General features: G+C 68.2%; 23 protein-coding genes and 4 pseudogenes. 15 read left to right on the top strand and 12 right to left on the bottom strand.

The genetic code is table 11. The features are described from left to right. Nucleotides 1-103 precede the first annotated feature (103 nt). Nucleotides 104-2095 carry a hybrid sensor histidine kinase/response regulator gene (locus OG395_RS03370; protein ID WP_327241529.1) on the top strand — a complete coding sequence of 664 codons (1992 nt, stop codon included), beginning with the start codon at nt 104-106 and terminating at the stop codon, nt 2093-2095. After that, nucleotides 2092-2730 (top strand): response regulator transcription factor, encoded by a 639-nt coding sequence (locus OG395_RS03365; RefSeq protein ID WP_327241528.1) that lies wholly within the window; start codon nt 2092-2094, stop codon nt 2728-2730. The genes OG395_RS03370 and OG395_RS03365 overlap by 4 nt, the downstream gene beginning before the upstream one ends. Here the strand turns inward: OG395_RS03365 and OG395_RS03360 are convergent. Further along, entirely contained in the window at nt 2708-3976 is a 1269-nt protein-coding gene (locus tag OG395_RS03360; RefSeq protein ID WP_442818507.1) for an MFS transporter, read from the bottom strand. The genes OG395_RS03365 and OG395_RS03360 overlap by 23 nt on opposite strands. 104 nt (nt 3977-4080) lie before the next feature. Between OG395_RS03360 and OG395_RS03355 the strand changes: the two genes are divergently transcribed. Then, nucleotides 4081-4533 (top strand): winged helix-turn-helix transcriptional regulator, encoded by a 453-nt coding sequence (locus tag OG395_RS03355; RefSeq protein WP_327241526.1) that lies wholly within the window; start codon nt 4081-4083, stop codon nt 4531-4533. Nucleotides 4534-4642: 109 nt separating this feature from the next. Here OG395_RS03355 and OG395_RS03350 read toward each other — a convergent pair whose 3' ends face one another. The 3 genes from OG395_RS03350 to OG395_RS03340 all read right to left on the bottom strand — a co-directional run bounded on the left by OG395_RS03350 (nt 4643) and on the right by OG395_RS03340 (nt 8038). After that, complete coding sequence (locus OG395_RS03350; RefSeq protein ID WP_327241525.1) at nt 4643-6130, bottom strand: FAD-dependent monooxygenase; 1488 nt, start codon at nt 6128-6130, stop codon at nt 4643-4645. Further along, nucleotides 6127-6636: an EF-hand domain-containing protein gene (locus tag OG395_RS03345; protein WP_327241524.1), complete on the bottom strand. Its 510-nt coding sequence runs from the start codon at nt 6634-6636 to the stop codon at nt 6127-6129. Before OG395_RS03345 ends, OG395_RS03350 begins: the two co-directional genes overlap by 4 nt. Before the next feature lie 307 nt (nt 6637-6943). Continuing rightward, nucleotides 6944-8038: an endonuclease/exonuclease/phosphatase family protein gene (locus OG395_RS03340; RefSeq protein WP_327241523.1), complete on the bottom strand. Its 1095-nt coding sequence runs from the start codon at nt 8036-8038 to the stop codon at nt 6944-6946. A gap of 278 nt (nt 8039-8316) precedes the next feature. On the opposite strand from OG395_RS03340, the gene OG395_RS03335 reads away from it, so the two are divergent. From OG395_RS03335 to OG395_RS03325, 3 genes and pseudogenes are all read left to right on the top strand, one after another. Further along, nucleotides 8317-9039 carry a response regulator transcription factor gene (locus tag OG395_RS03335; RefSeq protein WP_327241522.1) on the top strand — a complete coding sequence of 241 codons (723 nt, stop codon included), beginning with the start codon at nt 8317-8319 and terminating at the stop codon, nt 9037-9039. A 10-nt stretch (nt 9040-9049) separates the two neighbouring features. After that, the gene (locus OG395_RS03330) at nt 9050-10141 is read left to right on the top strand and encodes a sensor histidine kinase (protein ID WP_327241521.1); all 1092 of its coding nucleotides are present in this window, start codon (nt 9050-9052) and stop codon (nt 10139-10141) included. A gap of 372 nt (nt 10142-10513) precedes the next feature. Next, nucleotides 10514-10672: pseudogene (locus OG395_RS03325) on the top strand (DapH/DapD/GlmU-related protein); the annotation flags it as partial. Nucleotides 10673-10816: 144 nt separating this feature from the next. On the opposite strand, the gene OG395_RS03320 reads toward OG395_RS03325, so the two are convergent. Next, on the bottom strand, nt 10817-11995 hold the full coding sequence (locus tag OG395_RS03320; protein WP_442818506.1) for an IS701 family transposase: 1179 nt from the start codon (nt 11993-11995) through the stop codon (nt 10817-10819). A 104-nt stretch (nt 11996-12099) separates the two neighbouring features. On the opposite strand from OG395_RS03320, the gene OG395_RS03315 reads away from it, so the two are divergent. From OG395_RS03315 to OG395_RS03300, 4 genes are all read left to right on the top strand, one after another. After that, on the top strand, nt 12100-12222 hold the full coding sequence (locus tag OG395_RS03315) for a hypothetical protein (RefSeq protein ID WP_327241520.1): 123 nt from the start codon (nt 12100-12102) through the stop codon (nt 12220-12222). Continuing rightward, nucleotides 12219-13151: a Vgb family protein gene (locus OG395_RS03310; protein WP_327241519.1), complete on the top strand. Its 933-nt coding sequence runs from the start codon at nt 12219-12221 to the stop codon at nt 13149-13151. Before OG395_RS03315 ends, OG395_RS03310 begins: the two co-directional genes overlap by 4 nt. After that, a complete protein-coding gene (locus OG395_RS03305; RefSeq protein ID WP_266992427.1) occupies nt 13148-13495 on the top strand; it encodes a YciI family protein in 348 nt (115 codons plus the stop codon). The genes OG395_RS03310 and OG395_RS03305 overlap by 4 nt, the downstream gene beginning before the upstream one ends. 113 nt (nt 13496-13608) lie before the next feature. Continuing rightward, nucleotides 13609-14544: a GNAT family N-acetyltransferase gene (locus OG395_RS03300; protein ID WP_327241518.1), complete on the top strand. Its 936-nt coding sequence runs from the start codon at nt 13609-13611 to the stop codon at nt 14542-14544. Between the two features lie 62 nt (nt 14545-14606). Here the strand turns inward: OG395_RS03300 and OG395_RS03295 are convergent, their stop codons facing one another. From OG395_RS03295 to OG395_RS03275, 5 genes and pseudogenes are all read right to left on the bottom strand, one after another. After that, nucleotides 14607-14921, bottom strand: coding sequence for a hypothetical protein (locus OG395_RS03295; RefSeq protein ID WP_327241517.1), 315 nt, complete (start codon nt 14919-14921; stop codon nt 14607-14609). A 184-nt stretch (nt 14922-15105) separates the two neighbouring features. Beyond that, nucleotides 15106-15567 carry a hypothetical protein gene (locus OG395_RS03290; RefSeq protein ID WP_327241516.1) on the bottom strand — a complete coding sequence of 154 codons (462 nt, stop codon included), beginning with the start codon at nt 15565-15567 and terminating at the stop codon, nt 15106-15108. Nucleotides 15568-16316: 749 nt separating this feature from the next. Further along, a pseudogene (locus OG395_RS03285) lies at nt 16317-16451 on the bottom strand (IS21-like element helper ATPase IstB); the annotation flags it as partial. Between the two features lie 291 nt (nt 16452-16742). Then, the gene (locus OG395_RS03280; protein ID WP_327241515.1) at nt 16743-17039 is read right to left on the bottom strand and encodes a DUF6225 family protein; all 297 of its coding nucleotides are present in this window, start codon (nt 17037-17039) and stop codon (nt 16743-16745) included. A 136-nt stretch (nt 17040-17175) separates the two neighbouring features. Further along, complete coding sequence (locus tag OG395_RS03275; protein WP_327241514.1) at nt 17176-17391, bottom strand: ParB N-terminal domain-containing protein; 216 nt, start codon at nt 17389-17391, stop codon at nt 17176-17178. A gap of 444 nt (nt 17392-17835) precedes the next feature. Between OG395_RS03275 and OG395_RS03270 the strand changes: the two genes are divergently transcribed. From OG395_RS03270 to OG395_RS03260, 3 genes are all read left to right on the top strand, one after another. Next, nucleotides 17836-18216 carry an RNHCP domain-containing protein gene (locus OG395_RS03270; RefSeq protein WP_327241513.1) on the top strand — a complete coding sequence of 127 codons (381 nt, stop codon included), beginning with the start codon at nt 17836-17838 and terminating at the stop codon, nt 18214-18216. A 21-nt stretch (nt 18217-18237) separates the two neighbouring features. After that, entirely contained in the window at nt 18238-18669 is a 432-nt protein-coding gene (locus tag OG395_RS03265; RefSeq protein ID WP_327241512.1) for an RNHCP domain-containing protein, read from the top strand. Nucleotides 18670-18778: 109 nt separating this feature from the next. Then, the gene (locus OG395_RS03260) at nt 18779-19300 is read left to right on the top strand and encodes an FBP domain-containing protein (RefSeq protein WP_327241511.1); all 522 of its coding nucleotides are present in this window, start codon (nt 18779-18781) and stop codon (nt 19298-19300) included. A gap of 232 nt (nt 19301-19532) precedes the next feature. Here the strand turns inward: OG395_RS03260 and OG395_RS03255 are convergent, their stop codons facing one another. Both OG395_RS03255 and OG395_RS03250 read right to left on the bottom strand, forming a co-directional pair. Further along, nucleotides 19533-19883 (bottom strand): phosphotransferase, encoded by a 351-nt coding sequence (locus tag OG395_RS03255; RefSeq protein WP_442818505.1) that lies wholly within the window; start codon nt 19881-19883, stop codon nt 19533-19535. Beyond that, nucleotides 19880-21133, bottom strand: a pseudogene (locus tag OG395_RS03250) (IS701 family transposase); the annotation flags it as partial. The pseudogene OG395_RS03250 and the gene OG395_RS03255, both read right to left, overlap by 4 nt. Before the next feature lie 106 nt (nt 21134-21239). Here OG395_RS03250 and OG395_RS03245 point away from each other — a divergent pair. Then, a pseudogene (locus OG395_RS03245) lies at nt 21240-21554 on the top strand (transposase); the annotation flags it as partial. A gap of 685 nt (nt 21555-22239) precedes the next feature. Then, a complete protein-coding gene (locus OG395_RS03240; RefSeq protein WP_327241510.1) occupies nt 22240-22944 on the top strand; it encodes a transposase in 705 nt (234 codons plus the stop codon). The last annotated feature ends 3 nt before the right edge of the window (nt 22945-22947 follow it).

Here is a 22947-nt window from a genome sequence, read left to right as displayed (position 1 = left end):
TGCCACCGCACGTGCCGCCGCACCGGGAGCCTACTCGTACGTGTGTGCTACAACAGACGTCAGCGGCTGTTTTCACTCCGGATCGAAGTGATGGGTTGCGTCAGTGATCAGTGAACGGTCATCGAACGGAAATCGACCGCGGGCCGGCCAGCCGCACGGCACACTGGGGCTGCTCGCCTTCCGGCACTCCCCGGTCCCCGACGTCGTGGTCCGCCCCGGGCCGGACGGGCACGCCAGGATTGTCGCGGCGAGCGAGACGTTCGAGACTCTGGTCCGCGCCGAGCCGAACAGCCTGACCGGCCGACGCGCGGGCGAACTGCCCCTCACCCTCGACGGCGGCGGCGATCTCGAAAATGCGCTGACGACCTGCGGTGACGATGCCGAAAGGGTCCGGGTGATCACCGCCGACCGGCAGACGATGCGGCTGCGCACCCGCGCGCTGCCCGCCACGGACGGCGACGACGGCGCCGCCTACGTGGTCGCGCAGCTGGAGCGAATGAGCGACCGGGACTGGCGCGAACACGAACTGCGCAGCGCGGTCCGCCAGCTCCAGGATCTGGTCGACAACTCGACCGCGCTCATGTATGTCAAGGCCCTCGACGGGCAGTACCTGATGGTCAACCGCTACTTCACCCGGCACTTCGGGATCTCCGGCGAGGCCGCGGTGGGCCGCACCGACCACGATCTGTTCCCGGCGCACATTGCCGAGACCTACCGGGCGCACGACCGCCAGGTCATCTCCACCTGCCGCTCCATCGAGGTCGAGGAGCCGTTCGCCGACATCGGCCCGCCCGGACCCGGCAGCGTCGCCGCGGACGGGAGCTGGCTGTCCATCAAGTTCCCGCTCCTCGACGAACTCGGGCGACCGTACGCCCTCGGCGCCATCTCCACCGACATCACCGACCGCAAGCGGGCGGAGGCGTCGGCCCGCCAGGCCCGCGACGAGGCGGAGCGCGCCAACCGGGCCAAGAGCGAGTTCCTGTCCCGGATGAGCCACGAGCTGCGCACCCCGCTGAACGCCATCATCGGCTTCGGCCAGCTGCTGCGCCTCGACGACCTGGCCCCGGACGCGACCGAGAGCGTCGAGCACATCCTCGACGCCGGGCAACACCTTCTGGCCCTGGTCAACGACGTCCTCGACCTGACCTGGATCGAGGCGGGAGCCCCCGGTCTGTCCACCGAAGAAGTGCATGCCTGCGCGCCGCTCCAGGAGGCCCTTGAGCTGATGCGCCCGCTCGCGCGGGAGCGCGGCGTCGAACTCGCCAGCGATCTGCACAAGGCCCTGCACCGGTACGTCATGGCCGACCCGCACCGGCTGAAGCAGGTATTTCTCAACCTGATCGCCAATGCGATCAAGTACAACCGGCCCGACGGAGTCGTCCGGGTCTGGTGCCGCATCCACGGCGACAGGCTCCGCTTCCTGTTCACCGACACCGGCTCGGGGATCGTGGAAAGCGATGTCGCCCGGCTGTTCATCCCGTTCGTACGGCTGTCCCAGCAGCTTTCGGAGACCGAAGGCACCGGTCTCGGCCTCGCGCTGTCCCGCAGGCTGATCGAGGAGATGGGCGGCGGGATCGGCATCCAGCACACCGCCCCCGGCGAGGGGTCGACGTTCTTCGTCGAACTGCCCCTGGTGGACAGGCCGGGACACGAACCCGACGTACCGGCCCCGGCGACCGGCGTCCTGCCCCGCGGCACCGGCAGGGAACCCGGCGCGAAGGCCGCGAAGGTGCTGTACATCGAGGACACCCACGCGAATCTGCGGCTGGTGGAGAACATCGTCGCCCGCATGGGCGACCTGGAACTCATCACCTCGACGCAGGGCACTCTGGGCCTTGAGCTGGCCGTCCGGCACCGGCCCGCGCTCGTCCTGCTCGACCTGCACCTCGCCGACATCTCCGGCGAGGAGGTCCTGCGGCGTCTCACGGCCGACGAGCGGACCCGCGACATCCCGGTCATCGTCGTCTCCGCCGACGCCATGCCCGCGAGGATCATCGAACTGGAGAGGGCCGGCATCGTCGACTACCTCACCAAGCCCTTGGATGTGCACCGGTTCGCCCGAGCGGTCCGCACCGCGCTGGAGCCGCGGCCATGAGCGGCGTGCGCGTCGTCGTCGCGGACGACCATCCGGTGTACCGGGACGGACTCGTCCGGGCCTGGGAGGACCATCCCGCCATCGAAGTCGTGGCGGCCGTCGGCGACGGGCGTGCGGCGCTGGCCGCCATCCGCCGAGAGGCGCCCGATGTCGCCGTCATCGACCTGCGCCTCCCCGAGATCGACGGCCTCCAGGTCCTGGAGACCCTCCAGCAGGAAGACCTGCCGACCCGGGCGGTCGTGCTGACCGCCTACGTCGACAGCGCCTCCGTCTACCGTGCCATCGCGGGCGGGGCCAGGGCCTATCTGGAGAAGGCGGCGTCCTCGGAGACGATCAGCGACGCCGTCCTGCTGGTCGCCGGAGGCGGAACGCTGATCTCGCCGCTGGTGCAGGACGGTCTGGCCAACGAGATCCGCAACCGCCGCCTCGGGGCCGCCAGGCCCACCCTGACCTCCCGTGAGACCGACATCCTCAAACTCGCCGCCGACGGCTGCCCGGCGCAGGAGATCGCCGACCGCCTCCACATCAGCATCGCCACGGTCAAGACCCACCTCCAGCACATCTACGAGAAACTGGAGGTATCCGACCGGGCGGCGGCAGTGGCCCAGGCCATCAGACGCGGGCTCCTTCAGTGAGCGTGGGTGTGTCGGTGTCCGGGGTGGTGTGTCGTGTGAGTGCCCACAACGCGAGTCCGAGGCAGCTGAACGCGGCGCCCAGTGCGCACACAGCACCCCAGCCGGCCACCGCGTAGAGGGAGGTCGAGGCGATGGCGCCGGTCGCGCTGCCGATCGAGTAGAAGACCATGTATCCGCCGATCAGTCGGCTGCCCGCCTCCGGGTGCAACGCGCAGATCAGGGTCTGGTTGGTGACGTGGACCGCCTGCACGGCGAGGTCGAGAAGGATCACGCCGATGACCAGGGCCCACAGCGAGCTGCGGGTGAAGGCCAAGGGCAGCCACGAGACGGCCAGCAGTGCGAGGGCGGTTCCGGTGGTCTGCCGGGAGAGTCCGCGGTCGTTGAGGCGGCCCGCCACGGTCGCGGCCAGGGCGCCGACGGCACCGATCAGCCCGAGGGCGCCGATTGCGCTGTGGGACAGGGAGTACGGGGCTTCGCTGAGCGGCAGCGCGACGCTGCTCCACAGGGTGCTGAAGGCGGCGAAGGTCAGCAGGGCGAACAGGGCACGGAGCCGTAGCAGTCGTTCCCGTGCGAACAGGGTGATGGTGGAGCGCAGGAGTTTTCCGTAGCGCAGGGTTGTCGGGGGAGTGTCGCCGTGGTGCGGCAGTACTCGGTGCAGGACCAGGGCCAGCAGGGCGGTGAGCGCGGCCGAGGCGAGGTAGACGGAGCGCCATCCGGCGAGGTCGGCCATGAGGCCGGACGCGGTGCGGGCGAGCAGGATTCCGATGACCACGCCGCTGGTGACGAGGCCGACGACCCGGCCGCGTTCGGCGGGAGGGGCCAGTGATGCCGCGAACGCCACCAGGGTTTGGGTGACGACCGCGAGGAGCCCTGTGGCGGCTATGCCCGCGAGCAGGATCGCCGCCGTAGGGGCGGAGGCGACGACGGCCAGTGCCGCCACCAGGAGCAGCAGTTGGGCCACGATGAGCCGTCTGCGGTCGGCCATGTCGCCCAGCGGCACGAGGAAGAAGAGTCCCAGCCCGTATCCGACGTGTGTGAGGGTGACGACGCTGCCGACAAGTGCAGGGCTCATGGCGAGGTCGTGGCCGATGGTCACCAGGAGCGGCTGGGAGAAGTACACGTTGGCCACCGCGGCCCCGCAGGCGACGGCGAACAGTAGGACGACGCCACGGGACATGACGAACGCGGAACTTTCGCCGTTTCGGGCCTCGACCCGTCGAGTCACAGCCTCACGGTTGCCGGTCATCGGCACCCCTCCCTCACATCTGGTTTCATCTTGCCACCAATGATGACGGCGACGGTAGCCTCATTTGGTAGCATGTTGCAACCGTTGTGAAAGTGAGGGACGCCATGGTGACCAGGACGCGCTTCGACGACAGTGAATGCCCCGTCGCCCGGTCGGTGGACGCGATCGGCGACTGGTGGTCCCTGCTGATCGTGCGGGACGCCTTCGACGGAAGCCGGCGCTTCGGAGAGTTCCAGCGCAGCCTGGGCGTGGCAAAGAACATCCTCACCGCGCGTCTGCGCACCCTCGTCGCCGGTGGTGTCCTCGAATCCGTCCCCGCCTCGGACGGCAGCGCCTACCGCGAGTACGTACTGACCGCGAAGGGCAAGGCGCTCTTCCCCGTCATCGTGGCACTGCGGCAGTGGGGCGAACAGAACTTCTTCGCCCCCGGCGAACCACATTCGGAGCTGGTCGACCGCGGGCAGGGGGATCGCCTTCGCGCATTGGAGGTGCTGTCTGCGGACGGGCGGCGGCTGGACCCCGACGACACCGTCGTCCACAAGGTCTCCGCCCAGTGATCCGGGCCGGAGGCCCGGCGCCGGCGCGCTCGGATTGTCGGCCTCGGCTCCCTGCGGGGCTCTGTTTTCGACCCTGGGGTACCACCACGTCCGCAGTGCAGCAGGTCGGTCATCGGTACGTCGAACGCATGCCAGGACTTTCGGTAGATCCGACTGCCCTCAGACAGACGTGGACGTCCGCCGGGTCGTGGGTGGCCAGGCCGACGTACCCGTCCGGGCGGATCAGGAACAGACCTTCCCCGTAGATTTCACCCACGGCACTGTCGCGTGCCCGACGGATACGCACCACGTCGCCGGGCGCTGCGGGCAGCGCGCAGCCGACGGCGAGCAGAGTGAAGTGCGGCCCCCGGAAGACGTCGAACAGTCTGTCCCGCGTGTCGGGAGCACGGTCGCCGGCCTGGAGGGCGTCCTCGGCGAGTCGGCCCCGGGCCTCGACGGCCAGTGGTCCGTGGCGGTAGCCAACGCTCAACTGACTGGTCATACGGCCACGTTGGACGGCTCGGCCGGCGCTACCGACTTCAGGGATGCGGCCGGCACGGTAGAGCTTGGTACTGAGGTCCAGGACCTCGGCGGCCACCGGCAGCCGCTCCGCCTGATAGCTCGTCAAGAGTTCGGGTGCCGCGCCACGGCGCAGTACCCGCCCCAACTTCCAGCCCAGGTTGTACGCGTCCTGCACACCGATGTTCAATCCCTGCCCGCCGCCCGGGGGGTGGACGTGCGCCGCGTCGCCGGCCAGGAACACCCGACCGTCCTGGAACCGCTCGGCAAGGGCGGCCTGGGGCCGGTAGTACGACGCACACCTCACCTCAGTGACCGCGCCGGGCGGCAGATGACTGCGGGCGGCGATGATGCCTCGCACACCGTCGGGGGATGTGTCCGGCTCCACGTCGACGTCGAACTGCGCGGAGAGCTGGAAGTCCTCGGTTCCGGGCAGCGGGCAGAGCAGCATGCTGCCGCCCGGCGACTGCGGCCAGACATGCCAGTTGTCCCGGTCCAGACCGTCGACCCGGACGTCGGCGATCAGCGTCGCCCGGAGGTCGACCTCGGCGCCCGTCATCGGAATGCCCAGCGTCTGCCGTACAGTGCTGTGCCCGCCGTCGGCGGCGATCAGGTACTGAGCGGTGACCGTGAACGCCGATCCGTCGGGGCGGACGAGTTCGGCCGTGACATGGTCCGATGTCTGTTCCAGCGCGACGAGTTCCGTGCTGAACGCAACGCTGCCGCCGAGCTTCACCAGCCGGGTGTGGAGGATCTGCTGGGTGCGCCACTGCGGAATCATCAGCACGTGCGGGTACGGGGCGAACGGCTCGTCGGTCCCCCGTCCGATCAGATCCCACTCGCCCCTTCGCCGGCCGTCTTTCCAGGTCATCATCCGTGGGAAAGGGGAAGCGCCCGCCTGGATCGCGCTGATCACGCCGAGGCCGTCGAAGACCTCCTGGGTGCGCGGCTGGAGGCCCTTGCCTCGCGAGCCGGGGAACAGCCGGTCGGACTTCTCGACGAGATGAGCCTTGACTCCGTGCCGGGCGAGGTCGCACGCGAGGGTGAGACCGGTCGGCCCGGCACCGACGACAAGGACCTGGGCGGTGGTGCCTCTCACCGAACGGCGAAGCTGCTGTTTGCCCGGTGGAACTCGTCCAGGGTGATACGGCCGTCCTTGTCGGCGTCCGTCTTGGAGAACAGAGCGGCCACGCCGTCCCTGGAGTAGCCCAGGCGAGTCCTCCAGGCCATGAACTCGTCCCGGTCGACGGTGCCGTCGCCGTCACTGTCGATGATCTCGAACTGGGCGCGATGCATGGGCAGCAGCACATCCTCGATGCTCATCGCGTCGGGTCCCTGCGTCGCCTTGATCCACTCGTGGAACTCCCCGCGGCTGATCACTCCGTCGTGGTCGTGGTCGACCAGCGCCGTGCAGCGCTCCCACATGGCACCGCGTGCGCCGAGCAGAGCCTTCCCCTTCGGCGAGTCCACGGGCACGTCGTACGCGTCGAGAAACCGGTGGCCCTCGGTGAGGTAATCGTCTCTGTCCACTGCTCCGTCGCCGTCGGTGTCGAGCAGCGTGAAGAGAACGTCGGCCTTGTCGTCGAGCGGCGAGTGCTGGCTCATGTGGGACATTCCCCTCTTTGTAACAGTAAGAGACCAATTTATCACTAAACGTATCATGTGTTCCTTGTCCGGCCGCTTTCTGACGTCGCGCCTTCTTTCACTTCACCGCTTCGGCGAATACTCCACCCACGAACTCGGTCTTGAGCCCAAGGCGTACGGCCCGTACTTGGGCGCCGACATCAGCCGCGCGGAGGGACGTGTGCGGCTCGGGACGGCTACGGCCAGGCGGCCCGACCCACCATGCCCAGGCGAGTCATGAGGTGCGTGTTGCCGGATTCCGGGACGGAGTCGGAGCCTTTGCGCGGTGTCACCAGGTGATTCCGGCTGCCACCGGGCGGTGGTCGCTGCCGGTGGTCGGCAGTACCCAGGAGTTGTCCGGCTCCACGCCCCTGACCAGGATCTGGTCGATCCGTACCACCGGGAACTTCGCCGGCCAGCTGAAGCCGAAGCCATTTCCGGCCGCGTCCTGGGCCGACTGCATCTGCGAGGTGATGCCGGCGAAAGCGCGGTCGTCCATCGTGCCGTTCAGGTCGCCCAGCAGCACCACCCGCTTGTTCTGCTCGGCAGCGATGGCCTTGCCGAGCGCCTGTGCGCCTCTGTCCCGCGAGTCTGTCCAAAATCCCGTCCTGGGAGTCACCCGTGCGGACCCCAGGTGGGCCACATACACCGCCAGCGGACCCTGGTCCGTGGCCACCGTGGTGCGCAGCGACCGGTTGTAGGCCATCTTGATGTCGACGGGCTTGGTGTCCGCCAGCGGCCCGTAGTCCATCTCGATGTCGACCGCGCGGGTGTCCGACAGTGGCAGCTTGCTCCACAGCCCGACCGTGCCCTGCACCGTGTGGTACGGGTACGCCTTCGCCAGTTCCTTCTCGTACTGCGGCTTCGCCTGCGGGGTGATTTCCTCCAGGGCCAGCACGTCCGCGCCGGATGCGGCCAGGTCGCGGGCGGTGCCGGCCGGGTCGGGGTTGTCGGCGCCGACGTTGTGGCTGGCCACGATGAGGTCGCCGCCCGGGTGGGACTTGTTACTGAGCAGCCCGCCGAAGAGGTTCAGCCACGCGAGGACCGGCAGGAGCAGCGCGACCACCGCTGAGGCGGAGCGGCGCCACAGCGCCCCGGCCAGCAGCAACGGGATGAACAGGCCGAACCACGGCAACACAGTCTCCACCAGGCTGCCGAGGTTCCCGATCCGGTTCGGGATCTTCGCGTGCAGCAGCATGACCAGGCCCAGCAGCAGCGCCAGCGCCGCGAGCACCAGACCGCGCTTCCATGGCCCCGGCCGGGAGACGGTGCGGATCGCGCGGCGGACGGCCGCGCGCCGGGTACCTGGGTGCCGGATACCCGGGCCGGTGTCCTGGGGTCCGGCGCCGCCCTGCCCGGTCTCCGCCGTGTCCACCTGCGTCATCGTCTGTATCGTCCGTCCTCGTTCACTGCCGGTCACTGCTGCGTCCTCGGGTCCTGGGTGGGGTCGGCACACATACGCGGGCAACCGCCAAAATCTGCGGTGATCGCTGCGATGACGACTGTCAGGCCGATGGCGAGGACCCAGGGAGTCCGGCGGGCCGTTGTTCGTGCTGTTGATGGGCTTTGAGCCATGCCGCCAGTCAAGGCGGCGCGGTGTTGTCGGCACGTATGCGGTTTTCGATACGCGGACGATATGCGCCGACTCGTAGCATCAGCAGCATGCGTGTGTTGATCGTCGAGGACGAACCCTATATGGCAGAAGCCATCCGCGACGGCCTGCGCCTGGAAGCGATCGCGGCCGACATCGCTGGTGACGGCGGCACCGCACTGGAACTGCTGAGCATCAACACCTACGACATCGCCGTCCTCGACCGAGACATTCCCGGACCGTCCGGTGACGAGATCGCCACACGCATCGTCGCCTCCGGCAGCGGCATGCCGATCCTCATGCTCACCGCGGCCCACCGTCTCGACGACAAGGCATCCGGGTTCGAACTCGGCGCCGATGACTACCTCACGAAACCCTTCGAACTCCGAGAACTCGCACTCAGGCTCAGAGCGCTCGACCGCAGACGTGCCCACAACAGGCCGCCGGTGCGCGAGATCGCAGGTCTGCGGCTGGACCCGTTCCGCAGAGAGGTCTACCGGGACGGCCGCTACGTGGCGCTGACCAGGAAGCAGTTCGCCGTACTCGAGGTCCTCGTCGCCGCCGATGGCGGTGTCGTCAGCGCCGAAGAACTCCTGGAACGCGCGTGGGACGAGAACGCCGACCCGTTCACCAACGCCGTGCGCATCACCGTCTCGGCACTGCGCAAGCGTCTCGGCGAACCCTGGATCATCGCCACGGTGCCGGGCGTCGGCTACCGCATCGATGCAGCACCTGGCACGAGAGGCGAGGACGGCGAGGACGGCGAGGGAGGCGGGGGAGGCGAGCGTGGATAGAGCACCTGGGTTGAGCGTTCGCCTCAAACTCGCCCTCAGCTACACCGGATTCCTCATGCTCGCCGGCGTCATGCTGCTCGGGGCGGTGTGGGTGTTCCTCCTGCGATACGTCCCCGAGCGTGCGCTCATCATCCCCGGCTCCACGGGCACCCCCATTCATGATGTCTTCCCCGTCCGGTCCAACCTCCTGCACGTTTTCGCTCCGAGGGCAGCCGCAGTGTTGGCAATCCTGCTGCTGTTCGGCCTCCTGGGAGGGTGGATCCTCGCCGGCCGGATGCTTGCCCGGCTGACCCGCATCACCGGCGCCACACGCATGGCCTCGAACGGATCGCTCTCCCACCGCATCCGGCTGCCGGGCCGCAAGGATGAGTTCCGCGAACTCGCCGACGCCTTCGACACGATGCTTGCGCGGCTCGAAGCCCACGTCGCGGAACAGCAGAGATTCGCCGCCAACGCCTCTCACGAGCTGCGTACCCCGCTGGCGATCTCGAAGGCGCTCCTCGACGTGGCCCGCACCGATCCGGACCACGACGCCGGCGAAGTCATCGACCGCCTCCATGCGGTCAACACCCGAGCGATCAACCTCACTGAAGCACTGCTCGTGCTCAGCCGCGCCAACCAGAGGTCCTTCACCCGAGAACCTGTCGACCTGTCTCTGCTGGTGGAAGAGGCCACCGAAACACTCCTGCCCCTCGCGGAAAAGCGCGGCGTCACCATCGAGACCTCCGGCGACATCACCCCCACGATCGGATCGCAAGCGCTCCTGCTGCAGCTGACCACCAACCTGATGCACAACGCGATCGTCCACAACCTGCCTGATCAGGGCACCGTGTGGGTCAATACGAGCGTCCGCCCCACCACTGTGTTGCTCACTGTCGAGAACACCGGTGAAAAACTCTCTCCCGAGCTGGCCTCGACACTCACCGAACCATTCCAGCGCGGCACCGAACGCGTACACGCGGACCACGCAGGCGTCGGCCTCGGCCTGGCAATCGTCAAGACCATCACCGACGCACACGACGGAACACTCACCCTCACCCCGCGCTCCGCCGGCGGAATGCGCATCACCGTGGAACTACCCGCGACAGCCCCGCACGCCTGACAGGTCCGATGGCCGCCCCGGTGCATCCGGCGAAGGTCCGTCGGCGCATCGACCTCATGTATTCAGCTATAGCGTTTGTCCGCCTGTGAACTGACGTCTTGACAGTAGAAGGGTGCCCCTGGCCTGCGATGATCTGGATTGACTAGATCAAGAACGTCGCGGAGCAAGGGGCACCCAGAAGGTGAAGGGTAGCGGGTGGGATCGGCGGCTCGTGGTGCGGGCCGACGATCGCAATCTCGTCGGACATGCGGGCATCGTGCTGTTGCGGAAGGTCGCGGACCGCGTGGGGCTCACCATCGCGTTGACCCGCGCGTTGCCCCAGGGGAGTGGGCCGAGCAGACCCTCGACATCGTCACCGGCATGCCCAGCCGCGGGGACACGGTGGTCGGCAACGACGTGTGGTTCGGATACGGAGCCACCGTGATGCCGGGAGTACGGATCGGTGACGGTGCCGTGATCGCGGCCGGTGCGATGGTCACCGCCGACGTGCCGCCGTACACCATCGTGGGCGGGAACCCGGCCAGAACGATTAGTACTGCAACCGCATCTGGAGAATGTGGCCTCGGCGTTTGTAGTGGGAGCGGCGGGCTCGGGCCTGGCTGCGTCGTCGGAGGCGTGACCAGTGCAGATGGTGCTCGTTGCTGTGACAGTGGCGCGTGACGACGACGTGGCCCATCAACCGGCGGATCTCCGGGACGCTGAGGGGTATGAGGTCTTGCTCGTCGTCGAGAGTGCCCCTTTTGTGGCTTCTGCGGCGCGGATGGCGGTCAGGTAGGCGAGGGCGGCCATGGCCAGGGTGATGTGGCGGTACCAGGCCCGGTAGAGCCGCACCTGGTAGTGGTCCAGACCGCACTCTCCCTTCGCGGTCTGGAAGCACTCCTCCACCGCCCACCTCGCGGCAGCCACTTTGACCAGGTCTTTCAGTCGGGAGGTGACCGGGCCGTAGCAGACGTAGTAGGCGATCTCGCTCGGGTCGCTGACGCTGCGTCGGGCCAGCACCCAGTGCCCGAAGCCGTTCTCCCAGTACGGGCGGATCGCGACACGCGCCCAGTCGTAGATCCGCTCACCGTGCGCGCCGGCCCCGCCGGAGATCCGTTTCCACCGCTGGCGGGGCAGCACGGCGACCAACTGGTCCACCCGCGCGTCCGCCCCGCGCGCGGCGATCACGGTGTCGTTGACCTTCGTGGCCAGCACGTGCGCGACCCGACGTTCCTCCAGCCACACGCGCAGGTGCTTGACCTGCCCGTATGCCTCGTCAGCGGTGACCCACGCGAACGGGACACCCGCGTCGATGGCGCGTTGCAGCATCCACTTGAAGTGCTCGTTCTTGGTCGCGAAGGGAACTCCGTCGTCGATCCCGGCCGCGCGGCAGCGGTCACGGTCATCCGTCCAGGAGACAGGGATGTAGAGCTCGCGGTCGATCAACGCCCGCCCCCTGGAGGAGGCGTAGGCCAGGAATGTTCCGATCTGGCTGTTCTCCGTGCGGCCGGCCGTGCCGGTGTACTGACGCTGGACGCCGGCGGACTTGGTGCCCTTCTTCAGGAAGCCGGTGTCGTCACCGATCAGCACCGCGTCCTTGGCACCGATGGTCTCCACGACGAAGTCCCGCACATCGTCGCGGACCGCGTTCTCGTCCCAGTCGGAGTGGTTGAGCAGCCGCTGGACGCCGTCGGGGCGCAACTGCCCGACCTGCTCCGACAGCGTCCACCCGTTCTTCTTCTCAAGCGGCGCGAGCAACCCGTTCAGGTAGTCCGACGCCCGCTCGCGGGGCTCCGACCTGCCGAAACGATGGGCGAACCGGGCATGGAACCCGGCTATCCCCTCGGACCACGACTCGACCTGCTCAACCGTCAACGATTCATCGCACAGACGGAACAACGAGCCACTCCGCCACCTGTCACGGCAGATGCGGTTGCAGTATTAGACAGCGCTTCGACGACAGCGACATCGAACGGCTCGTGCGCGCAGCCTGGTGGGACTGGCCCGTCGAGCTGGTGACCGCGCACGCGCGCACCATCATGGCCGGTTCTCCGCAGGACATCGAGCGCATCGCCGCCGCCGAAGGTCTGGAGCAGCAGTGACGACGCGGACCGTCGAAGAGTACGCGGTGTCGGGTCGCGACAGCGGCCCGTGCGCGATCACCACCGGCCCGGACGGCGCGCTGTGGTTCACCATGGTGCACAGCGGCCAGATCGGCCGGCTCGTCCCGGGACAGAAGCCGACCAGCCATCAGATCGCCCCGGACAGCGGTCCGACGGTCATCAGTAATGGGCCGGACGGCGCCCTGTGGTTCACCCAGTACCGGGCGCACCGGATCGGCAGGATCACGACGGCCGGCCACATGACGGAGTTCGCGCTGCCGACCGCGCAGTGCGGTCCCTTCGGTATCGCCGCGGGCCCGGACGGCGCGCTGTGGTTCACCGAAACCGCCGCCGAGTGCATCGGCCGCCTCACCACCGACGGATCGGTTACGGAGTATCCGCTGCCGTGCACCGGCGCGTTCCCCTCCGCGATCGCCGCGGCCGGGGACGCGATGTGGTTCACGATGAACCAGGCCAATGCCATCGGCCGCATCGGCATGGATGGCCGCATCACGATTCACGATCTGCCCACCGAGGCCGCCGCCCCGGTGGGTATCGCCGCGAGCCATGACGGTGGCGTCTGGTTCACCGAGATCGCCGCCGGTCAGATCGATCACCGTGCGCCCGACGGCCAGATCACCGAGTATCCGCTGCCCGACCGCTCGGCCCGGCCGCACGCCGTCACCACCGACACCGACGGCACCGCGTGGTTCACCGAGTGGGCCGGCAATCGCGTCGGCTCGATCACCGCCGACGGCACGGTCACCGTCCACGGCCTGCCCACGCCGGCCTCGGAACCGCACGGGATCACGGTGGGCCCGGACGGCGCCCTGTGGACGGCCCTGGAGACAGGCGCACTGGCCCGTATCTCACCCACCACCAGAACCAACATCACCACCAGGAACACCGAACAGAGGAGCACCCCATGAAATACGCACTCGTGATCTTCGAGACGCACGCGTCACGCGCCCGGATCCAGGCCGACCGCGACGCCTACCGCAATGCGTACGAGACGTGGATCGGCGAGCTCGCGGCAGCGGGCAAACTGGCGGGCGGCGACGCCCTTGACACCGAGCACCAGGGCCCCGTCACCGTGCGCAAAACGGCGGACGGGTCCGTGGCCGTGACCGAGGGACCCGTACACAGCGGCGAGGAGACCCTCGGCGGCTGGTTCGTCCTGGAGGTGGCCGACCACGCCGAGGCCATCGAGCTGGCCCGCGGCTTCCCCACCCCGGAGGCGCTCGAAATCCGCCCCGTCCTCGAATCGGCCTGAGCAGCAGGTGGCCCTCGCCGCCCTCTGCCCGGACACCCGGCGTGCCTGACCAGCACCCCGGATGAGTCCAAGCGCTGTACCCCTTCACAGGAGTTGACTTGATACCGACATCGGTGAGCTACCGACCTCTGACCGGCCCCGAGGAGATCGAACTCTTCTGCCGGCTCCGCTACGTCCTAGACCACGAGCTGACCGACGACTTCGCAAACGGATGCCGCCGCCCTGAGTGGACCTGGGTGGCCCTGGACGGCGACCGCCTCCTCGCCCGGCTCGCCTGGTGGGCGACCCCAGGCGGTGACATCCCGCTGCAGTTCGACTTCTTCGACATCGACGACACGCTGCCCAAGGCCGACCGCGACGAGATCGGCCAGCGACTGTTCAAGACAGCGACGGCGACCGTCTTCCCGGCGGGTGCCCAGCTGCCGGAGTACGGCCGCTTCGTCCCGCCCGACTGGCATGAGGACCCCGCAGCCCGCGAGGTGGTCGAATCCCGCACGCGCGTGCTGGAGAGCACCGGCGCACGGCTGCTAGTCGAGCGGCTGCGGCTGCAGTGGACCCCCTCGTCCCCACTCCCGGAACCCAAGGAGCGTCTCGTCTTTCGCCCGGTGGTCGGCCGCGAGGACCTCCTCGCCCTGATGACCCCGGTCATGGAAGGCACCCTCGACGCCCACGGCCAGGCGGACCTGGCATCCGGACTGAGCCCCCGCGAGGCCGCCGAACGGCACTACGACGGAGAGTTCGCCGGATTCAAGAGCCCGCATGAATGGTGGCGCATCGCCGAACTGCCCGACCGTAGCGGCCCGGTGGGCTTCGTGATCCCGGCCCGCAACAGCTACCACCCGATCATCGCGTACATCGGTGTCCTGCCCGCACACCGCGGCAACGGCTACATCGACGAAATCCTCGCCGAGGGCACCCGTATCCTGGCCGCCGAGGGCGTCGACCGGATCAGGGCATCGACGGACCTCGGCAACGTCCCCATGGCAAAAGCCTTCGCCCGAGCCGGATACGCCAACTTCGAACGCTCCCTCAACCTGGTCTGGGACTGACCCCACCCGCTGCTTCTCCGGATCTCTCCTCAACCTTCGCCCGCGCGACCTTCGCGTGTGCGTCAGCTGCAGGAGCCGATGGTCTGGCTGCGACCGGGAACGGGCGTAAGCCGGGCCACGGGGGGCGTATCGGGATCGGGCTGAGAGCTGCGCACCCGGGTGATCTCCTCGTGCTGGGCGGCGATACGGGAAAGCGCAAGGGTCTTGAACGAGGTCAGCTCCTCGATCGTCGCGCTCTGGCGGGCGAGACGATCGCGGAGGGTGTTGTTCTCGGCCTTCAAGCGGGCGACCGCCCGGGCGGTGACGCGCGAGCGGGCGGCGTGTTCGTCACCTGGTTGGTCCGCGGCCGGCTCGTCTGCTGGTGTCTGGTCGGTCATGGGGCGTGGTGAGTGGTGTCCGGTGCGGCACCAGAGCTCTGCCGGTCTCTGTCCTCACTATCGAGCGTGCTGTCCGCTACTCACCATGACCGCTCGCGTTCCGGACGCGGGCTGGTGGGGTGAGTGGCCGGTGGGTCGGGCAAGCCTTTAGGGCCTTCCTGCGGATCCTCCACCCGCCCCGCCTTCATCTCCGCTCGCGCCCGGTACTCGTCCAAACCCCCACTGCGAGCACCGACAGCACCGTGGCCAGCGCGAAGGCTGCGGCCAGGACGTTCAGCAAGGTGTAGGGGCCGTCGGCTGCGACGACGCGACCGCCGTTCAGAAGACAATCGAAGCCCAGCGGGAAGTAGGACGGTTCGTGCCCGGCGAGCTGGTCGAGTGCGCCGGGCGGGAGGGAGCGGCAGGGAACGGCGGGGGCCGACCCCGCGCCGGACTCGGCTTCGCTCGCGTCCCACTGGACCAAGCCGAGCCCGATCGTGTACACGATGACGGCCGCGGCAGCCGCCATGCCCGCACTCCAGCGCAGCAGGTCCCTGGCCCAGTCAGGACGGCGCCCAGGAACGACGACCGATATCAGCTTCACCACGACCACAATGGCCCAGAGCGGTACGGCGAACATGGCGCCGTACATCAGCAGGACGAACATGTTACGGCCGCCTTTCGGGCGTTCCCCGACTCCGTCGATGACCTGGTCGTCCTGTGCCAGACGTCGCGCTGTGCCAGTCGGTTCCCTCGCGCCGCTGGCTGCCCCAGCGGATCCTCATGTTCAGCAAAAAGGGCGGTGGCCGCCGTCCCCCGTGAGCGGCCGGCGTTCGTCGGACGACAGGCCAGCCGAGCGACGGGGTTCGAGCTCAACCCAAGGATCGAACACCGAGGTGACGCTCCGCGACCGCTCCCCAAGATCTGTGCCAGAACCCGAGAATTGAAGTCAGTTACGAATCTTGGTGGCTGAAGGGCCGCTGTCGGCCGTAAGCGCTCGGCCGGGCAAGGGCGGCTGATCGCCTGCTTTATCTTTCCGCCATGGCGAACTGGCGGCAATCTCTGAGCGATGCGTTCTGGACTCTGGATCGGGTCCTTGGTGGGCAGCGGCGTCCGACTTGGATCCAGAAGTGGGCGGCGTGACACCCGACCGGCACCGGTCTCTGCGTGGCTGTTCCCTTCGCACTCTTCTTCTGGCTGGTGTCGCCTGAGGAAGAATCAGGCAACCTCCTGGAAGCTGTGCTCCTTGGGCTGGTTGTGGGACTTGCCTTCGTTCCATTTGTCGCTTTGGAGCGGCTCCGGCAGCGTCGTCTCATGCGTCTGGGCATATGGGACGGATCTTGAGAGGGCCGGGTGCTGGAGGGATGGGGTCTGCCTCACCAGCGCCCGGTCCCGACGGTGCTGATGTGCGTGGTGTCAGCCAGCCTTGGCGGGTTCTTCGGCTCGGGCTCGGGTGCTGGCGAGGCGGTAGGAGTCGGTGCCGGTTTCGATGATGGTGCCGTTGAAGGTACTGCGGTCGACGATGGCCGCGCAGGGGCGGGGGTCGGTGAAGGCCCCAGCACGTCGACGAGAGGTCGGCCGATCTGCGGGCTGTGCACGGGTGTGTCCGGTAAAGACCACCTACGCAAGATCGGCGTCCCACCGCAGCGCGGAAGGACCTCTGCGATTCGGCACCTTGTCCTCCAGGCCCCGGCACCCGTCATCGCGAAGGCCCTCGGCTACCACGACAAGACCGCCACCCGTCTGGTCACCGAAGCCGGCGGCACCTGGAGCCGATATGCCCCCGGCGACCATGCACGGTGACGCCACCCCCAAGGCGAACCCACCAATTTCACTGGCCGGTCACCGAACGTCGGTGGGGCGGCGCATGTAGGTGGCGGAGGGGTAGTCGGCAAGCAGAATCATCACCTCATCACCATCGCGCAGCAGCGTGTCGTAGCGCGGGGCCGCCTTGCTGGTGCCGGTCACCACATAGCGGGCGTCCTGCTCCTCGTCAGGACGCAGGGTGGTGGGTATCTGCGGCACCGCAACCCTCACCGGCAGCGCGTCGGGAAGGTCGGCCAGCCCTTGGCGGAGCTCGCCGACGGTCCACTCGGGCACGGCGTGCTCATAGGGCTCCAAGTCATCAAGGTTCGTCACGCCCAGGATCGTAGCGGCGGGAAAGTGCTGAGGATCAGGTACAGGCGCGCGATCGGGCGTGATCGATACCACCCACGACGCTCAGTAGCCACAGAACCGGTTTCCCGGCGGATACGCGACACATGAACATGCGGGCCTACCAGTCCCGGGGCCGGTCCACCACCGTCACGGGCACGTCGGACCAGCCGAGTTCACGTACGGCGGCGAGGCGGCGCTCACCGGCGATCAGGTCGTGGGTCTGGGTCACGACGACGAGGTGGAGCAGGCCAACGGCGGTGATTGACGCCTTGAGGTCGTCGAGGTCGCCGCTCCCGGCGTGGGCGGGGTGCGGCTCGGAGTTGTCGTCTGCCACGAGAACGTCAGTGGTTCTGTCATCGGAAGTGTCAGTCGGTCGAGCGGGGCCTTGTCACCCGGGGCATCGGCTCGGGGTACCCAACCGCACGTCTTCGCTGCTCACTGGGGATGAGGCGGTGTCCGATATTCCGTTGGCACCGACCTGGGAGCTGTTGTTACTCTGGCGGAGTTCCTTCGATCTGCTCTGGGCTTTCTGTGCCCTAGAAAAGAGATTTTGTGTTCCGGCCCGCGCCGAGCGCGCCTCGCTGCACCGCCTAGCCGTCCGTCTCCTTGATGCCGTCCCTCCGGGACGGTGACCGGACGCGATTTTCCGGTGCTCTGACCCAGCCCACACCCCCATGCAGGCACGCATGCCGCAACGTCCGGGGGTAGGTGGCCTTCGTCGAGGCTGCTCGGCCTGCTCTTGCTGTCATTACAGACTTCTCGGCAAGGAGCACCCCGGGTGTCCAGCACTAAAAAGACTCTCTCAAGCACTCCACACACCGTCCTGACCGGCACTTTCGCCTGCGCGTGGTGCGGCCTGACCGTGTCCGCCGTCGCCGGAGACGGCACACGACGCAATCACTGCCCGTCGTGCCTGCACTCCCTGCACGTCCTCGACCACATCGAGGGCGGCGCCAGTGACTGCCAGGGCCGGATGTCGCCGATCTCCATCGCCGTGCTGCGCACGGGCGACTGGATGGTCATTCACCGGTGCGTGCGCTGCGACGGGCTGACCTCCACCCCCATCTGCGCCGACGACAACCAGCTCATCTTGATGCGGATGGCCGTGCGGCCACTGGCACAACCACCCTTCCCGCTCGAAGCCTTCGGCGACCTCTGAACCGGAAGGAGAAGACCGACCATGCCGAGACGAGCGAAGAAGCCCCGTAGCCGTGCACAGGCTGCACGGCGGCCGCAGCGCCACAAGGACGTCCTGCACAACCAGGGAGGACACCGGGGACACGATTTCCGGTGCGCGGACTGCCGACTGGACGTGTCCCTGGACGCGCCCGGCACCACGCACCGCAATCACTGCCCGAACTGCCTGGCCAGCCTGCACGTCGACCGACGAGTGCCGGGCGACCGGGCCGCGGACTGCCGCGGCCGGATGGAAGCACTGAGCATGTCGGTTAGGCCCGACGGCGAATGGATGATCATCCACCAGTGCCTGTCCTGCGGCGAGCTCAGCGCCAACCGCATCGCCGGTGACGACAACGCACTGGCCCTGGTGCGCCTGGCGCTCAAACCGCTGCGGGATCCCAGCGTCGCCCATCGCATGCAGCTCGCACTGTGACCCGGCCGCCACTCGCGACGTCGTGTCACAGGGCGCCGCGACGCTCGGGATTCCGTCAGCCCCTTTGTCGATACACGTTGCACCCGTGTGCAACTCGCTTGGAGAAGCCATGCGCCCCATGACCAGGGAAGAGGTGCGCGGCGCGATCGTGAACCTGGACCCAGCCGAGAAGAAGGTTCGTCTGCCCGCCTGGTTCGACGACATTCGGTGGCATCGGATCGACTACCTCGGGTGGCGGGATCTGCGGGCCCCGAAGCGCGCCTACCTCGTCACCGAGGCCGACGACCAGGCGCTGGGAGTGCTGCTGCGGCAGGCCCCGAACGACGCGGCGCACGGTTCGCGCGCGATGATGTGCGACCTGTGCCGGTTCGCCCGCCGGTTCAACGAGGTTTCGCTGTTCACCGCTCAACTCCCCTCACGTGACAAACGCGAACGCCTGAACTCAGTCGGTCTTCTCCTGTGCACGGATCTCGACTGCGTGGTGAAGGTGCACAGCAAGCCGGTCCGTGAAGCCTTCGATCGCCCGGTCGACGAAATCATCAGGTCGCGCCGCGAAGGCTTGCGCTCGCGGACGATCACCTTCATTCGTTCGGTCTCGGACACGGAACGAACTACGAGACACAGAAGGTGATGTGATCGCGAGGTAGATCCCCCCGGTAGGTCCAGGTCTGCGAAGACGGGCCGTAGCAGCACCAGTGGACTGGTCTCACGGTGAGGCTGGCCCGCTGGTGTTGCTCGCCGTAGGGAGCCGGCCGGGCCGGTGACTTCGGTATTCGGTGACTGCTTTGAAGCGGCGCCGGTCGTTGCTGGCTGTTACCCGAAGCGTTCGAACACGGCCTGGAGGTAGTTCTCCAGCCTGGCGGTCAGCTTTTCCGCTGTGAGTTCCGTGCGGCCCAGTGCGGCCAGGGGGACAGCGAGCCTGTCGACATTGGGCGCGTACACCAATGCGGCCAGCAGCCGCCAGAGAGGTGGGCGGCCGGATCCTTGGCCAGCTGCCCGTCGGCCGCCAGATAGAGGTCCGCGAACCGCATCCCGGCCGGGACGCCGTGCAGCACAGCCAGGGCGGTGGAGCAGTGCGCCACGTCCAGGTCGGCCGGCCCCCATGAAGTCTCCACCCAGTCGACGACCCCGCTGACCCGAGGATTGCCGTCGGGACCGGTGAACAGGACGTTCCCGGGGTGGACTCGACTTTCGACGTTCTGATTGATCGTCATGCCAGGTGTGCGCTGGCTGCGGCCCATGCCTCTTGCACGGCGCGGATTTCGGTATCTGTGGGCTGACCGGCGCCGATGGGCATAAATCGGGCCGCGATGATCGTTCGGCGGAGCTTGGCGGTCATGTCGGAGAACGCCGGGTGCGTCTTGGTGAGGTACCACGGGGCCCGTGCCCGGTGCTCGGCCGCGTCCTGGGGGTGGTGGCCGTGCAGCGCGTACCAGACCACGGTGATCGTGTAGCAGTACAGGCCGAACGGAACCCCTCGCTGGACCGCGCGCCGGGTCCGGTGGTGGGCCTGGCCGACGCCGAGGATGCCGCGGGCTTCGCCGAACGTCACCTCGATCGACCATCGCGCGGCATACCGGGCCACCAGTTGCCCGGCCGACGCGGTCAGGTCGGTGGAGATCAACGCCAGGTCGTAGCCGGTGTCGATGGCATCCTCGCGGAGCAGCAGCACCTTCACCGTTTGGGTGTGGAAGGAGCCGTACCACAGGCAGGTGGTCTCGGCGGTGAACACGGTCTCGGTGCGGCCGTAGCGGGTCACGGCCTGCGGGGTGAACGCCAGCGTGGCGGCCAGCTCGGCCGGAGTGCCGAGCCTGTCGCCTTTCAGGCGGGGCCTACCGCGCCGTCCGGTCGGCGGTGGGGCAAGGCGGTAGAGCACCGCGTGGGACGGCAGCCGGGTAGTGAAGGTGACAGATACGGGCAGGTCACGCAGCGCCTTGCCGTGGTAGGCGGCATCCGCGACCACATCGATACGTCGGCTCCAGTGGCAGGCGGCCAGGAATCGGATCATGGAAGCGGCCAGTTCGACCTTGGTCTGCTCGCCTTTCGGGCGGTGCAGCCGGGCGGCCACCGGCAGGCACACCGGACGGGGCAGGAACGGCAGGTCCACGATCAGGCCGAGGACGACGAAGCAGGTGCCGTAGCCGATCCCGTCGCGGCCGGCGGCGGAGCCGTCGTGCTGCCAGGCGGCGCCGAAGACCTTCTTCCCACGCCGTTTGAACAGCGTGTCGTCCACCGCCACCGTCAGCGGGGTGCCGTCGGGCACCACAGAGCGCACCACAAGGTGGGACAGCGACGCGCCCAGCGTCTGCGGCTCCCAGCGGGCGCGGGCGAAGAAGGAGTGGGCCCGGTCATGGGACCAGCAACGGGTCAACCCCGCGCCCAGCAGCATCCCGGTGACCGTGCCCCGACCGGTGTTCGCGATCAGCCCAGTGACCAGCGCGGCGAACGTGGAGAAGGTCGGCGAGGTGAAACTGGACTCTGGTGCGCAATTCTCGGCGGCTGCTTGACCGGTAGGTGATGATCGTTCCTGCGGTCGTTACGTGTCGTCCGGCCGTGGAGGGTGGGTTGTGATGTCGTTGCGGCCGATGGGGCTGCCGCCGGTCCCGGAGCAGACGGTTCGGGTCGCGCGGGCGGCGTTCCCGCAGGAGAGTTTGGCGATCCGGGTGCGGGACCGGCTCGGGGAGGTCTTCACCGATGAGCCGTTCGCTGAGGCGTTCGGGGTGCGTGGGGCGCCGGGCCTGTCGCCGGGGATGCTGTCGCTGGTCACGGTGTTGCAGTTCGCGGAGAATTTGACCGATCGGCAGGCCGCGGCGATGGCGATACGGGCCATCGACTGGAAGTACGCCCTCGGCCTGGAGCTGACGGACACCGGCTTCGACCACAGTGTGCTGCCCCGGTTCCGGGCCCGCCTGGTCGGCAACGGCATGGAACGTGTCGTCTTCGACCGGCTCCTTGAGCACTGCGTTGATGCCGGGCTGGTGGCCGCGGGAGGAAAGCAGCGCACCGATTCCACCCATGTGGTCAGCGCGGTACGGGACTTGAACCGGTTGGAACTGGCCGGGGAGAGCGTGCGGGCTGCGCTGGAGGCGCTGTCGGCCGCGGCACCGGACTGGCTGGCCCGGGCCGTGGACGTGCCGGAGTTCGCCCACCGCTACGGACCTCGGGTCGACAGCTGGAAACTGCCCGGCTCCAAGGTCAAGCGCGACCAGCTGTCCCAGGTCTACGGCCAGGACGCGTTGCGGCTGTGCCGGGCCGTCTGGTCGCCCGACGCGCCGGCCTGGCTGCGGGAGATCGGGGCCGTGGACATCATGCGCCAAGTCCTCGTGCAGACCTACACCGTCCGCACCAGCAGCCGGGGCAAGGAGGTGGTCAGCAAGCGGGAAGCCGACGAGGACGGTGTCCCGCCCGGCCATCTCCGCCTCGCCTCGCCCTACGACCCCGACGCCCGCTGGTCCGCCAAGGGCGACGACCTGTTCTGGCTCGGCTACAAGGTCCACCTCACCGAGAGCTGCGACAACACCCCCCGAAGCCGAAGCCGAAGCCCGGGGACTGCCGAAACTGATCACGGATGTGACCACCACCCTGTCGACGGTGCCGGACGTGAAGGCCACCGCGCCGATCCAGCAACAACTCGCCGACCGCGGCCTCCCGCCCGCCGAGCACTACCTGGACTCCGGCTACCCCTCCGCCGAACTGATCGAGGCCGCACGCAGCCGCGGAACCGTCATGGTCACTCCCGTCCTCCTCGACCGATCCGCCCAGGCCAAGAGCCACACCGGCTACGACAAGAGTGCCTTCCGGATCGACTGGAAAGCCCGCCAGGTCCGCTGCCCCCAGGGCAACACCAGCACCGGATGGCACCCGGTGCGACAACGCGAACGAGACGCCATCGTCGTCGAGTTCGCCAAGACGGACTGCCAGGCATGCCCCGTCCGACCCGAGTGCACCTCGGCCCGGCGCGGCAACCGCATGCTCACCCTCTACCCCGAGCACCTGCACACCGCCCTCGCCGCCGCCCGCACCGAACAGAAGACCAAGACCTGGAAGGACAAGTACGCCCTGCGGGCCGGAGTGGAAGGAACCATCAACCAGGCCCTCGACATCACCGGCATCCGCCGGGCCCGCTACCGCGGGCTGCCGAAAGTCCGCCTCCAGCACGCCTTCTCCGCCACCGCGATCAACGTCGTCCGCCTCGACGCCCACTGGACCGAGCATCCACTGGACCGCAGCCGCACCAGCAACCTCACCCGCCTCAGCTACCGACTCACAGCCTGACCA

The organism is Streptomyces sp. NBC_01320, assembly GCF_035974375.1.
Classification (GTDB): domain Bacteria; phylum Actinomycetota; class Actinomycetes; order Streptomycetales; family Streptomycetaceae; genus Streptomyces; species Streptomyces yanii.
Note: the sequence above shows the minus strand (reverse complement) of the source record. Positions and strands in the feature narration are given on the sequence as shown.

Excerpts from the sequence above, each read along its gene's own strand:
- OG395_RS03290 (WP_327241516.1), bottom strand. The coding sequence starts at position 15,567 with ATGTTCGTCCTGCTGATGTACGGCGCCATGTTCGCCGTACCGCTCTGG.
- OG395_RS03345 (WP_327241524.1), bottom strand. The coding sequence starts at position 6,636 with ATGAGCCAGCACTCGCCGCTCGACGACAAGGCCGACGTTCTCTTCACG.
- OG395_RS03255 (WP_442818505.1), bottom strand. The coding sequence starts at position 19,883 with ATGACGATCAATCAGAACGTCGAAAGTCGAGTCCACCCCGGGAACGTC.
- OG395_RS03340 (WP_327241523.1), bottom strand. The coding sequence starts at position 8,038 with ATGACGCAGGTGGACACGGCGGAGACCGGGCAGGGCGGCGCCGGACCC.
- OG395_RS03335 (WP_327241522.1), top strand. The coding sequence starts at position 8,317 with ATGCGTGTGTTGATCGTCGAGGACGAACCCTATATGGCAGAAGCCATC.
- OG395_RS03295 (WP_327241517.1), bottom strand. The coding sequence starts at position 14,921 with ATGACCGACCAGACACCAGCAGACGAGCCGGCCGCGGACCAACCAGGT.
- OG395_RS03305 (WP_266992427.1), top strand. The coding sequence starts at position 13,148 with ATGAAATACGCACTCGTGATCTTCGAGACGCACGCGTCACGCGCCCGG.
- OG395_RS03365 (WP_327241528.1), top strand. The coding sequence starts at position 2,092 with ATGAGCGGCGTGCGCGTCGTCGTCGCGGACGACCATCCGGTGTACCGG.
- OG395_RS03355 (WP_327241526.1), top strand. The coding sequence starts at position 4,081 with ATGGTGACCAGGACGCGCTTCGACGACAGTGAATGCCCCGTCGCCCGG.
- OG395_RS03360 (WP_442818507.1), bottom strand. The coding sequence starts at position 3,976 with ATGACCGGCAACCGTGAGGCTGTGACTCGACGGGTCGAGGCCCGAAAC.
- OG395_RS03265 (WP_327241512.1), top strand. The coding sequence starts at position 18,238 with ATGCCGAGACGAGCGAAGAAGCCCCGTAGCCGTGCACAGGCTGCACGG.
- OG395_RS03260 (WP_327241511.1), top strand. The coding sequence starts at position 18,779 with ATGCGCCCCATGACCAGGGAAGAGGTGCGCGGCGCGATCGTGAACCTG.